At 36.3% G+C, this 12,146-nt stretch carries 11 protein-coding genes and 1 pseudogene; 7 read left to right on the top strand and 5 right to left on the bottom strand.

The features are described 5' to 3' along the window. Positions 1-151: 151 nt before the first annotated feature. A complete protein-coding gene (recG, locus tag BA053_RS03020) occupies positions 152-2,173 on the bottom strand; it encodes an ATP-dependent DNA helicase RecG (protein WP_065106742.1) in 2,022 nt (673 codons plus the stop codon). A gap of 296 nt (positions 2,174-2,469) precedes the next feature. Between recG and BA053_RS03015 the strand changes: the two genes are divergently transcribed. Further along, entirely contained in the window at positions 2,470-3,300 is an 831-nt protein-coding gene (locus tag BA053_RS03015; RefSeq protein ID WP_065106741.1) for a hypothetical protein, read from the top strand. On the opposite strand, the gene miaA is transcribed toward BA053_RS03015, so the two are convergent. Further along, a complete protein-coding gene (miaA, locus tag BA053_RS03010; protein WP_065094524.1) occupies positions 3,297-4,181 on the bottom strand; it encodes a tRNA (adenosine(37)-N6)-dimethylallyltransferase MiaA in 885 nt (294 codons plus the stop codon). The two genes, BA053_RS03015 and miaA, sit on opposite strands and share 4 nt — an antisense overlap. Positions 4,182-4,255: 74 nt before the next feature. Between miaA and BA053_RS03005 the strand changes: the two genes are divergently transcribed. After that, a complete protein-coding gene (locus tag BA053_RS03005) occupies positions 4,256-4,726 on the top strand; it encodes a hypothetical protein (protein ID WP_065094523.1) in 471 nt (156 codons plus the stop codon). Between the two features lie 328 nt (positions 4,727-5,054). Here the strand turns inward: BA053_RS03005 and BA053_RS08320 are convergent, their stop codons facing one another. From BA053_RS08320 to BA053_RS02995, 3 genes are all read right to left on the bottom strand, one after another. Next, positions 5,055-5,189: a hypothetical protein gene (locus tag BA053_RS08320; protein ID WP_255356239.1), complete on the bottom strand. Its 135-nt coding sequence runs from the start codon at positions 5,187-5,189 to the stop codon at positions 5,055-5,057. Positions 5,190-5,288: 99 nt separating this feature from the next. Next, positions 5,289-6,710, bottom strand: a complete 1,422-nt coding sequence (locus BA053_RS03000; RefSeq protein WP_065094372.1) for an AAA family ATPase — start codon at positions 6,708-6,710, stop codon at positions 5,289-5,291. A gap of 268 nt (positions 6,711-6,978) precedes the next feature. Then, positions 6,979-7,653, bottom strand: a complete 675-nt coding sequence (locus BA053_RS02995; protein WP_065094371.1) for a septal ring lytic transglycosylase RlpA family protein — start codon at positions 7,651-7,653, stop codon at positions 6,979-6,981. Positions 7,654-7,679: 26 nt separating this feature from the next. On the opposite strand from BA053_RS02995, the gene BA053_RS02990 reads away from it, so the two are divergent. The 5 genes and pseudogenes from BA053_RS02990 to BA053_RS07245 all read left to right on the top strand — a co-directional run bounded on the left by BA053_RS02990 (position 7,680) and on the right by BA053_RS07245 (position 12,122). After that, the gene (locus BA053_RS02990) at positions 7,680-9,296 is read left to right on the top strand and encodes a UDP-N-acetylmuramate--L-alanine ligase (RefSeq protein ID WP_065094398.1); all 1,617 of its coding nucleotides are present in this window, start codon (positions 7,680-7,682) and stop codon (positions 9,294-9,296) included. A 193-nt stretch (positions 9,297-9,489) separates the two neighbouring features. Beyond that, positions 9,490-9,609: pseudogene (locus BA053_RS08565) on the top strand (WPE palindromic element domain-containing protein); the annotation flags it as partial. Positions 9,610-9,666: 57 nt separating this feature from the next. Continuing rightward, positions 9,667-10,941: a phosphopyruvate hydratase gene (gene eno, locus BA053_RS02985; protein WP_065094370.1), complete on the top strand. Its 1,275-nt coding sequence runs from the start codon at positions 9,667-9,669 to the stop codon at positions 10,939-10,941. Next, entirely contained in the window at positions 10,929-11,951 is a 1,023-nt protein-coding gene (cgtA, locus tag BA053_RS02980) for an Obg family GTPase CgtA (RefSeq protein ID WP_065095390.1), read from the top strand. Before eno ends, cgtA begins: the two co-directional genes overlap by 13 nt. Positions 11,952-11,984: 33 nt before the next feature. After that, on the top strand, positions 11,985-12,122 hold the full coding sequence (locus tag BA053_RS07245) for a hypothetical protein (protein WP_156518039.1): 138 nt from the start codon (positions 11,985-11,987) through the stop codon (positions 12,120-12,122). Positions 12,123-12,146: the final 24 nt, after the last annotated feature.

Below are 12,146 nucleotides of genomic sequence, written 5' to 3'. Positions count from 1 at the left end.
AATTGAACATAAGACGCCGATACATTAAGTAATCCTTACCTTTTAATCTGCAGATTGGCGAAAGCAAATACAATAGCTTCAGTTTCATGATAAGGGGGTTGGCGAAGGGTGTCAAGTAAGTTTTTTTGTTTCTGCGGGCTACCTGGTTTTTCTACTGAAATTTTGAAAAATGTAATCTACTTCTATATTCAAATATATCAAGCAGTAATTCAAAATCAGCCATTGCGCCTTTTGCGTTATTATACGCGAGATTGAGCAGCTCTTTGTCCTGATATAAATCAGCAAATTTAAATTCCATACATCCTGATTGTTTTGTGCCTAAAATATCTCCACTGCCTCTTAGCATCATATCCCTTTCAGCAATGTAAAATCCATCTTGTGACTCACACATGATCTTTAACTTTGAAGATGAGCTTTTACTTAAATTATCGTATAATAATACACAAAAAGATGGCTTGTTTCCTCGCCCTACTCTGCCTCTTAACTGATGCAATTGTGATAACCCAAATTGCTCTGCATTTTCTATAATCATGATGGTTGCATCTGGCACATCTATACCAACTTCTATCACAGTGGTTGCAACAAGCAGAGAAAATTCATTCCTTTTGAAGGAAAACATAATTTGATCTTTCTGCTCCTGAGTCAATTTTCCGTGTATTATCCCGACTTTATCAAGAAATGTTTTTTGTAATTCCTGAAAACGCATCTCTGCTGCAGCAATATTGGTCTCTTCGTTTTCTTCTATATATGGACAAATCCAATATGCTTTTTCGCCCCTGTTTATAGCACCTTTTAGCTTTTCAATAACATCTGGCACCCTACTAATGTTCATAGTTACAGTTTTTATTGGCAATCTGGATTTTGGTTTTTCTTTCAAAATTGAACATTCAACATCACCATACATAGCTTGCTGCAAGGTTCTTGGAATGGGAGTTGCAGTAACGAAAAGTATATCGGCATTTTCTCCTTTTCCTACCAAGCGATTTCTCTGCATCACTCCAAATCGCTGTTGCTCGTCTATGACTGCAAGCCCTAAATTTTTAAATGTAACGTTAGCTTGAAATAGTGCATGAGTGCCAATCACTATATTTAAAACACCACTTGCAAGTTCGTTCATGATAATCTTTCTTTCCTTGCGCGAAGTTTTACCAGTAAGCAGCGCAACTTTTATATCGGTACAGGATAAAACTTCCTCAATCCAATTATAATGTTGCTCCGCCAAGATAGTAGTCGGTGCCATTAGAGCTGCCTGCATGTTGTTTTCTACCACATTTATCATCGCAAAAAGTGCAACTACGGTTTTGCCACTACCAACATCACCTTGCAGCAAGCTTATCATGCGATACTTGGATTTTTGTCTCTCTGAGATCTCATCTATTGCACGAGTTTGATCATTTGTTAATTGAAACGACAATTCATTTAAAACTTGCTCTTTGTATTTACTCAATATTACAAATTCTCTTCCCCTTTCTTTCACATGATTTTTTCTTGCAAGTTTCAGCGCTAGCTGATACGCAAACAATTCATCATAAGCAAGCCTTTTTCTACAAACCTCAGCTTCCGCCAATGAGCTTGGTCTGTGCAACTTTATGATGCTTTCCCTCCAACTCAACCATTTTTTTTGCTTGATTAATGTATCATCTATCCACTCTGGTAAATCAGGCAATTCCTTTAGATTAGAGCTTATTATGTTCCCAATGCGCTTATTGGTAATGCCACGGCATAATTGGTAAACTGGCTCTATGCAAGCTATTTCTTTAAATTGGTTGATGTCAAGCGACACGTAATCTGGATGAGTAATCTGCCAATGTTCAGCAAATTTTTCGAGTTTGCCACTGACGATCACAGAAGCTCCGATTGGAAATAGTTTATATAAATACTTAACTGAGTAATTAAAAAAGACTATGAATATATACTGACTCTCACTTTCAACGACTATTTTATATGGTCTACCTCTAAAAGTGGGCGACTGATGCTCATAAACTTTTGCAATGAAAGTTGTAAATTCTCCAACTCGAGCATCAGATAGTAACTTGCTTCTATCCACATAACTAAGTGGCTTATAAAACAGCAGATCCACCACCTTGTCCCCACCACAAAGTTTAGGCAATATTGCGGAATGGAACTTAGGTATATTCTCCAGCCTGCTATTTAGAAAAATCTGATTGCTCATTGAGATTCATACATGTGTAAAACTGTTATAGAGCCTTTTTAAAATCTTGTCACCTTATGGTCAGGTATGCACTATAGCTAGCACAGCTCTCTAACGTCATACCGCGATTCATTCGCGGTATCTCAGCCGCTAACACGTAACGGAATGACGAATTTGTTGTTTTTAAAATCGTCGGTAAGCCTAAGTTACCCCTAACTATATTTGCTATCATAGGGCTTATAGTAGGTATTTTATTAACTTATTAATCATTTTTATGTATTATTATACTATCAGCAGTCTATATCAAGGTATTAATAATGAGTAGCTCTATATCAGAAGAAAAGGAAAATCCAGTAGTTACATTAAGAGCTCAAGCAGAAAAGTTTGGTTTTAGCAAGTTAAGAGCTGGTAAAGACAATGCTGAAGCGAATTCTGGTAATACAGCGTTCTTAGATTTTCAGAGAATGGATTTTGTTATTAACGGCAAAAGTATAAGTAAAGATTTGATTGCCGAGCTATACAAAGAACATGATAGTTTACTGCCAAAAAGTGAAGGTAAAAATGAAGACTACCGCCCATTTGCAAGAAAAGTTTTTAAGGAGATGTTCAAATACGCTAAGGCAGAAGTTCCAAGTGACTCTATCTTGGAAGAATTAGTTATCAATTGTAATCAAGCAGGATATGAAGCTGGTGTACATATAGAGTTTCAAGGTGCACTTAGCCAGCATTCATTCATAATAGAAAGCCCTGAAAAAGTAATAAGTATTGACTGTGTTAGCCAAAATAATGTGAGTGTTAAATCTGATATGACATTACCAATATTTTTCCAAAGGAGTGACGGTACATTCGGTGACAAGGTGTGTGATCTATCCAGCTCACTAGAATTCACGCTTAAGTCTCAAGATGATAAAAATGTAACATACACAAATGGTAACTTGTCACTTACTGTTCCTGAGAGACTGAAGGACTATAATATAGGTGATAAAAGCTTATTTGACATTATAAAAGAATACTTTCAGAAATTGTGCGAGAGGCTTGGATTTTTTAAAATAAAAATAGAGCATGGTTTAGGCGATCCACTAGAAGTAAGCGACCATCTGGAAAATATGGAACCCCCTATTCGTAGTAATGAGCACGGCCTGAATTAAAATATCTTGAGCTTGTTTGCACAATCAATCACTTCAGCATTTAGAAATTGTTTTTTAAACCAGGTATACTGACGTTTCGCGTAGTGTCTTGTGTTTGTTTGAGCAATTTGTATCGCTTCGTCTAAAGTAATCTCACCTTTCAAGTACTTTATAATTTCTGGCACTCCGTGTGCTTTCATAGCTGGCAAATGTGGGGCTAGGTTCATGCTAAGTAGCTTTTTTACTTCATCAATTGCTCCATTTTCAATCATTGTAATGAAACGAGAATTTATTTTTCGGTATACATCTTCACGTTTAGGCAGAATTGTATATATCTTAAAATTATTGAATAAAGGAGGCTGTCTATTCTCTTGCCATACAAAAATTGACTTGCCAGTTTCAGTGATAACTTCAAGTGCCCTTGAAAGGCGGTGCGAGTCATTCATGAACACTTTACCTTGAATCCTTGGATCTTTGCTTAGCGCTAATTTGTAAAACTCCTCTTTACTTAAATTTTTCCTTAATTCGCTTACATTTTTCCTCACTTCCTGACTTATTTGTGGCATTGATGATAAGCCTTTGATTAAACTGCTGATGTAAAGCCCGCTTCCTCCAGTGATGATAGGTATTTGAGCATTTTCTAATGCGTGATTAACTTCTTTTTCTAAATCTTCTAACCATAGACCCACGGAATAATTTTCTTTTGCTGAAACATAACCATATAGTTTATAAAATACTTCTTGCTTTGGTGGTTGAGCAGTAATTATGGGAATTTCTTCATATACCTGCTTTGAATCACAATTTATTATACTAATATTTCCATATTTTTCTATCAGGTTATCGCATAATTCTGATTTACCTGAGGCCGTAATTCCTGTAATAATTACTATATTATTTTTCATTTATATTAATTAATTAACATATGATAAAGTGTAGTAAAAGTTTGGATTCTACAATCTAAAGTTTGGAGATTTTTATGGCAGAAAACAACGACAATAATTCATTTACTAAGCGTTTCACAAACAGGACTCCTGGCGGTACAGGGGAAGGTTTTTCCAGTAAGTATTCGTCTCAAAACACCAAAGAACGTGCGCTAGGGGAAAAAGGAAAAATTTCTGAATTAGCAGGCAAAAAAACCGAATCCAAGGAAGCTTTTTCTGAAAGTGGCGGCATAAAAAGTAAAAGCAGAACTGTCAATGAAAGATCTTTTGCTGATGCAACAAAAAGAAGTAGGTCAGATCTTGTATACTTAGTCCGTGGTAAAGATCGTGGAAAATCAGCGTGGCATTATGTATTAGTTGATAAAGAGAAAAGAGAAATGTTTCTAGCAAAAAGCAGAACTGGCTCTATAGATGTTGCAGACTATGGAGAGATTTTGTATTCAGGATGGGGAGAGGATCCACCACAGGCAATAGTTGATAAAGTCAATGAAGAGTTTGGGTTGTAGCAAGTCTGCATAACAAATGGTAAGCTGCGTTGTATTATATTCACAAAAACTAGCGTATCTGTTTAGAGGAGTGGCTAATGTGCAAATATTGAAGCAAAGTGCGTGACACACAGCTGTACGAGCATTGCAATATGGTACATAGTAAACGATGTCATTCCAGTGCTTGACACTGGAATCCAGCTTTTTCATAATCATCAAAATGTTGTATTTTAACATAAAACGGCTACTTTTATGCTTACCAACTTAATAAAATTCCTGGATCCCAGTGTCAAGCACTGGGATGACATCATAGGGGCGCTGGAATGACACCCTGACAACCGTCATCCCGCTACTTGTTAGCGGGATCTAGAGATACCGCGAATGAATCGCGGTATGACGGTTCGCGGCGGCATGACAAGAAAGGAGCAGCAGGATGACGCCTCACCATGTCATTCCAGCGCGTGGCACATATCTGTACGAACATTGTTATAATAAGAGTTCAAGAGAGATGTCATGAAAATAGCTGGCACTGGAATCTTGTTCCAATGTTAAATGACACAAAGTTGAAAAAGTAGAGCAAGAATTACTTACAATTCAATAATTCTCCAAAATCAATTATGTTTGAAAAGTAATCACTATCTATAACGTCATCACTCACACCATTAACGTGAATAAGAACTGGACGGCATGAAAAGCCTTTTGGACGCTTTAGTGTATCTATTTTCTTTTGTACTTCTTGTATTATTGAATGACCGATTTTATTTTTTGAAAATTTGATTTCGCAAATGTAGAGAGTGTTAAACTTGGTTTGAATCATGTAATCAATTTGACAACCAGCACCTGTCTTCCTCTGAAAAAATGGATTTTCGCTTACTATTCCATCAATTCCCAAGATATTATGTATGCTCTTTCTATTGTTAAGCACCAAATTTTCAAACTGAAGCCCAACGATTGTATGCCACTCTGGCAGGGACGTGAATAACCCCATAGAATAGGTGTCACGATTAATTTTTCCTAGATTTTTTTCAATATATTTTAGATAAAACCTTAAATAATTATCTTGAAGTCTGTACTTCCTGAGTCGTGAATCAGTACTCGTTTTTATATTCCAAGTGTGATCCCTTGCAATAAAACCAGCAAGCTCCAGCTCATGTAGATACTCAGAAATGCGTCCATGTCTTGCAATGTTTAAAGCAGTACAAATTTCTTCCTGTTCTTTAGCTCCAGTAGAAAGAGCTCTCACTATTTGCTTGTAAAAAGCTGTTTTTCGCATGAATAGATCTGAAAATATTTGGTCAAATTCCTCAACTAAAAATCCACCTCTTGTAAAACAAAGCTTTTTAATATTTTCTTCAGCACTGTGTTTAAAATTTACCTCTTCTAAATACTTTGGGATTCCACCGGTTACTGCAAGCACCTTAAACTTTTCGTATGCTGAAATATTTTTTGGCCAAAATTCATTGCAATCAGAAAGTGATAATTCTCCGAGTGTTAAAGTCAACGATATTCTTCCCACAAAACCAGTACTACTAAGTATATTTTTTTCAATCCAGGATGAAGCTGATCCACAAACAACAAAAATTAGCTTGTTATTATTTTTTAGCTGTGTATCCCAAAAATTCTTTATTTTGCCTAAAAAAGTTGGATCTTTTGAGCCCATCCAAGAAATTTCATCAAAGAGCAACAATATTTTGCCAGATAGTAAACGTTCACCAACTGCCCATAGTAAGTCACTCCAATCGTCATATCTAGCAAAAGATGTATTAAATTGTCTAGCAACTTGTCTAGAAAATTCATTAAGTTGGTGGGATGTTGTAGTATGCTTTTCTGGTGGCAAACCTATAAATGAGTAATACTGCTCGAAATGCTTACCAAATTCTTGAATTAAGCGACTTTTTCCTATACGACGCCTTCCTTTGACTACTACAAAAGATGCAGTATTTTTTTCTGTAAGCTCCAGCAGTTGTTTTAATTCAGCTTGCCTACCAATAAACGATAGAGACATAAAATACAAAATATAAATCTTTGTCTCCATTATACATGATGAAATTGGAGACGTAAATAAGTAAATTTTGATCTTTGTCTCTATAATGCTATAGCTAAACTGACTTACGACAATTTGAAAAACGACAAACTCGTCATCCCGCTACGTGTTAGCGCCGCGGCGGTATAGCTATAAATTGTTGATATCTTTTTTATATCACATTTTTAACTTACAATAGTTAGCCAGCGTTCCTTACATTAACCAAATCTTTCAAATTCTGCACTCACCACTACCTATAACTCACTTTCACGCAATATTGATCGTTCTTAAAAAGCAATCTAACATTTTTTATTCCTTGATTGCGAAGCTTTGATGCAGCTGATTTAGCAGCCTGAGCACTTTTAAAAAATGCAACATATCCCTTACTTTCTGCACTGTCTTGTTTCGGGTGACGTTTCTGCATTTCTTTTTCATATCGCTTTCTGTAATGAGGAGTATTTTGTATCAATTGTTCTGACATCTTTCTTAGGTATTGAACTTTTACTTTTGCAAGCCCAGATTTATGAAATCCTAAGACTTGAGCTGCTTTTTCTGATAAGTCTATTATTCTGCCTTCAATAAAAGGCCCTCTATCGTTAACCCTTGTAACAAGCTTTCTTCCATTTTCTAAATTAGTGACAAGAACAAAGCAGGGTAAGGGCAAAGTCTTATGCGCTGCAGAGATCAAGTGACGGTTAAACACTTCACCATTTGCTGTAAGCGTGCCATGATCTTCTATTCCATACCACGACGCTGTCCCTATCTCTTCATAGTGTTTACAGTTTTTTGGATAATAAGTTATACCATTTATTGTGTAGCTGCTGCCAATTTTATAATGACCTGCAGTGCAGTTAAACCTGTTGCTAAAACTGCAACTGCTTATCAAAACAAATGTTAGACATAGAAAGGTTAGGTTTTTTATCATTGTATTCGGTAAGAGGGTTCGATACTATGAGGATTTTAAATTATACTATAATAAATTTAGTAATGAGTAAACATCTACTGCTAAATATTAACAAAACTCAAAAAGGAATAATACATATTATTGGTATAGGTGGAATCGGAATGAGCGCTATTGCTGAAATTCTTCACAATTCCAATTACAAAGTTCAAGGCAGTGATGCACAATCAAACAATAATGTGGATAGATTACGAGAGCTGGGTATAGAAGTTTACATTGGTCACAATGCTGATAATATAAGCCAAGCTCAAATAGTCGTACATTCTTCTGCAATAAAATCTGATAATGTGGAGTTAATTGCGGCAAAAAATAACAATAAAACCGTTTTGCATAGATCAGACATGCTTACTGAACTTTTAAGAGATAAATATGTGATAGCGGTTTCAGGTTCGAGCGGTAAGACAACGACAACAGCAATGATTGCCTCCATTTTTGATCATTCTAATATTGATGCAACTGTAATTGTAGGAGGAATACTAAATTCGTATCAGAGTAATTCAAGACTTGGAAGGAGTAACATTTTTTTAATCGAAGCTGATGAGTCTGATGGAACCATGCTAAAAATTCCTGCAAATATTGCTGTCATAACGAGTATTAACGACGATCATATGGATCATTATGGTACATTTGACGATGTTAAGCATGCATTCTCTCAATTTATAAATAAAGCAGATTTTGCAGTTTTGCCTGATTCTGTAGACATTAGTTATGATGCAAATAACTCTATGATGTTTGGATTTGAGGATGCCAATATTAAAGCTGTTAATATTAAACAGCATGCTAACAGCATAGAATTTGATGTGTTTATTGATGATAGTTGTATGGTTCAAAATAACTGGATCCCAGTGTCAAGCACTGGGATGACACCTTTATGTTTTGGAACGATACCGATGCCTTTCCCTATTTCCCCTACTCCTTTGTCATCCCATCACCCTCTGTTATCCCATCACCTTCTGTCATCCCATCACCTTCTGTCATCCCAGTGCGTGACACTGGGATCCAGCCCTTTAAAAAACATAGTACTATCAAACGCAATAGGTATTCACAAAGTAAGCAACGCCTTGGCTGCAATATCAGTTGCGATAAAACTCGGGATTAGCGATGCAGAGATTAAAAAAGGCCTTTTGGAATTCAAAGGAGTAGCAAGAAGATTCTCTTTGATTGCCAATATTAAAGGTGTTAAGTTAATTGAGGATTATGCCCATCATCCAAATGAAATATATGCAACTTTAACGGCTGCACGTTCGATTACTAAAGGAAAAGTAATAGGAATTATCGAACCACTTCGTTTTGCTCGCATTCGTAATTTTTTTGATGAATTCATACGAATTTTCATGATGTTTGATTATGTCATCCTCACTCCTGTTCATCCCCCAGAAGACAAGCCTATTCCTGGTTGTGGGATTGATGATATACAAAAAGCTTTAATCAGTAATGGATTTAATAACACAAAAATTATGAATGATGTTTTGCTCATTTCACATTTTATTAGTGATTCGACAAGTCCAGGTGATATAGTATTATTTATTGGTGCTGGTAGTAATATAGCTAAATTGGCAAAGGAAGCTGCAAAGCTCATAGCAGAAACTATACAAACATCTAGTTAAACGATAGAATAAATGCAAGTACTGGTGTCATGCAAACTGGAATCTAGTCAATTATATATATGGAAAATGAATTTAATTGAGAAAAAGAATCCGGACTGGGAGGATTTATATGATAAAATTGTGTAATAAGGCTGGATCCCAGTGTCGAAGCACACAACTGTACGAACGTTGTGATATGGGGGTAACTTCCACTAAGAATGATGTCATCCCAGTGCCCAGACACTGGGATCCAGAAAACTTAATCGTAAATGAGCACACCAGGTGGCTGTATAGTAAAAGCTGGATTCCAGTGTCAAGCACTGGAATGACAACTAGAATTATCTTCAGATCACACGTTTGTACAGAAAGTTTACAGTAGGGATTTAATGCAATGAATAAGATAATCAATAACGTATTTGCAAGAGAAATTTTAGATAGCAGGGGTTACCCCACTGTTGAGGTAGAGATTGAGCTCTGTGATGGAGCAATAGGTAGGGCATCTGTACCTTCTGGAGCTTCAACCGGTAAATTAGAAGCCTTGGAACTCAGGGATCAAGATGAGAAAAGGTATTGTGGTAAGGGAGTGCTGAAAGCTGTTCAAGCTGTAAATGGGATAATAGCAGATGAAATCATCGGCATGGATGCAACAGGTCAAAATGCGATTGATAAAGCATTAATTGAACTAGATGGAACAAAAAACAAATCAAAACTTGGAGCAAATGCAACTTTGGGTGTGTCTCTTGCAGTTGCAAAAGCAGCAGCAAACAGCTTCAATATGCCGCTATATAGATATTTGGGAGGAAAGCAGACGAGTGTTATGCCGGTTCCACTCATTAACATAATTAATGGTGGAGTACATGCAGACAATAAGCTCGATTTCCAAGAATTCATGATTCTTCCGGTCGGTGCTGAGACTTTCAGTGAAGCGATTAGAATATCTGCGGAGGTATTCCACAACTTACGTAGCATTCTTAAGAAAAAAGGTTATAGCACAAATGTAGGGGATGAAGGTGGTTTTGCACCAAATATTGAAAGTACTGAAGAAGCACTTGATTTGATCATATACGCTATAGAATCAGCAGGTTATTCAGCGCAAAGTGATTTTGCACTAGGCCTTGATGTTGCTTCATCTACTTTTTATGAAGATGGAATTTACAAATTTGAACACAGAGATCTTACTTCAGAAGAGTTGACTGAATATTATTGTAATCTTGTGGAAGGATATCCAATAATTTCTATAGAAGATGCAATGAGTGAAGACGATTACGAAGGTTGGAAATTACTTACTGCAAAATTGGGGAGTAAAATTCAATTGGTTGGGGATGATTTATTTGTTACAAATTGTGAACTAATAGGCAAAGGAATAGAAGAAAAAATGGCAAATGCTGTGCTGATCAAGCCAAATCAAATAGGAACGTTAACAGAAACTTTTGCTGCTATTGAAATGGCAAAATCAAACAACTACAAAGCTGTTATTTCTCACCGCTCAGGTGAAACAGAAGACACAACAATATCTCATATAGCAGTTGCATCAAATTGCGGGCAAATAAAAACCGGGTCGCTATCGCGTTCTGATAGACTCGCGAAGTATAACGAGCTAATCAGAATAGAAAGCGCATTAGGAAAGGATGCTAAATATTATCGTGGGTTAGCATGGGTTTTATAGACGAAGTAAAATTGTGTTTAAAAGCTGGTGACGGTGGTGATGGCTGTGCAAGTTTTCGTCGAGAAAAGTTCGTTGAATTTGGTGGTCCAAATGGTGGTAATGGAGGAAAGGGTGGAAACATAGTTTTCATCAGCGACGCTAATCTCAACACTTTGCTTCATTTTCGTTATAGAAGACACATTAAAGCAGATAGTGGAAAAAATGGTGCAGGCAGGGATAGATCTGGCACAGCAGGGAAAGACGTTATACTTAAAGTTCCAGTTGGTGCACAAATAATTGATGAAGAAAGTGAAGAGATAATAGTCGATCTTGACAAGCCTGATATGGAATTTTTAATAGCACAGGGTGGAAAAGGTGGACTTGGAAATACTAATTTTAAATCTTCTACTAATAAGGCACCAAGACATTTTACTTACGGTCAGCCTGGCGAAGAAAAACATGTATTATTAAAACTAAAAGTTTTATCAGATATTGGAATTATTGGCATGCCAAACGCAGGTAAATCAAAATTTTTGACTCGCTGCTCAAATTCCGATACAAAAGTAGGCGATTATCCATTTACCACCGTAAGACCTCATTTAGGCATGGTAAAAGTGGATGATAGCGAAGTTGTAATAGCAGATATTCCTGGAATAATTACTGATGCTCACCTTGGAGTTGGGCTCGGGCATAAATTTTTAAAGCACATAGAAAGGTGTCAAATTTTACTTCATTTAATCGATGTAACTCACGATGACGTTGTTTCGGCTTATAGTTGTATCCATAATGAATTGGAACTTTACAATAGTGATCTTGTTGAAAAAGAAGAGATTGTAGTATTAAACAAATGCGACTTATTGAGGGAAGCAGAAATTCTGGAAAAGAAGAATCACCTAGCTAATTATCTCAATAAAGAAGTGCTGTGCTTATCAATTAATGGTGATTTACAGCCTATTTTAAGATTATTAAGTGAAAAATTGAAAAAGAGTAATTCTAAGGAAATCGATGTATATGATCCTTTTAAAGCGTAAATTTTCTATTTATGGATGTACAAGAATGGTAGCGTGCAACCAGAACTAAGCGTACAGCTGTGCAAACATCGTGATTTGAGTCCACCAGAAGGGTGTCATCCCAGTGCCCAGACACTGGGATCCAGGAATTTTATTAAGTTGGTAAGCATAAAAGTAGCCGTTTTATGTTAAAATACAACGTTTTGATGATTATGA

It is taken from the genome of Wolbachia endosymbiont of Nomada ferruginata, assembly GCF_001675785.1.
GTDB classification, from domain to species: Bacteria; Pseudomonadota; Alphaproteobacteria; order Rickettsiales; family Anaplasmataceae; genus Wolbachia; species Wolbachia pipientis.
Note: the sequence above shows the minus strand (reverse complement) of the source record. Positions and strands in the feature narration are given on the sequence as shown.

What these genes read in the sequence shown, in the direction of transcription:
- recG (WP_065106742.1), bottom strand. Translation starts at nt 2,173, where the DNA reads ATGAGCAATCAGATTTTTCTAAATAGCAGGCTGGAGAATATACCTAAG.
- BA053_RS03015 (WP_065106741.1), top strand. Translation starts at nt 2,470, where the DNA reads ATGAGTAGCTCTATATCAGAAGAAAAGGAAAATCCAGTAGTTACATTA.
- miaA (WP_065094524.1), bottom strand. Translation starts at nt 4,181, where the DNA reads ATGAAAAATAATATAGTAATTATTACAGGAATTACGGCCTCAGGTAAA.
- BA053_RS03005 (WP_065094523.1), top strand. Translation starts at nt 4,256, where the DNA reads ATGGCAGAAAACAACGACAATAATTCATTTACTAAGCGTTTCACAAAC.
- BA053_RS08320 (WP_255356239.1), bottom strand. Translation starts at nt 5,189, where the DNA reads ATGTTCGTACAGATATGTGCCACGCGCTGGAATGACATGGTGAGGCGT.
- BA053_RS03000 (WP_065094372.1), bottom strand. Translation starts at nt 6,710, where the DNA reads ATGTCTCTATCGTTTATTGGTAGGCAAGCTGAATTAAAACAACTGCTG.
- BA053_RS02995 (WP_065094371.1), bottom strand. Translation starts at nt 7,653, where the DNA reads ATGATAAAAAACCTAACCTTTCTATGTCTAACATTTGTTTTGATAAGC.
- BA053_RS02990 (WP_065094398.1), top strand. Translation starts at nt 7,680, where the DNA reads ATGAGGATTTTAAATTATACTATAATAAATTTAGTAATGAGTAAACAT.
- eno (WP_065094370.1), top strand. Translation starts at nt 9,667, where the DNA reads ATGAATAAGATAATCAATAACGTATTTGCAAGAGAAATTTTAGATAGC.
- cgtA (WP_065095390.1), top strand. Translation starts at nt 10,929, where the DNA reads ATGGGTTTTATAGACGAAGTAAAATTGTGTTTAAAAGCTGGTGACGGT.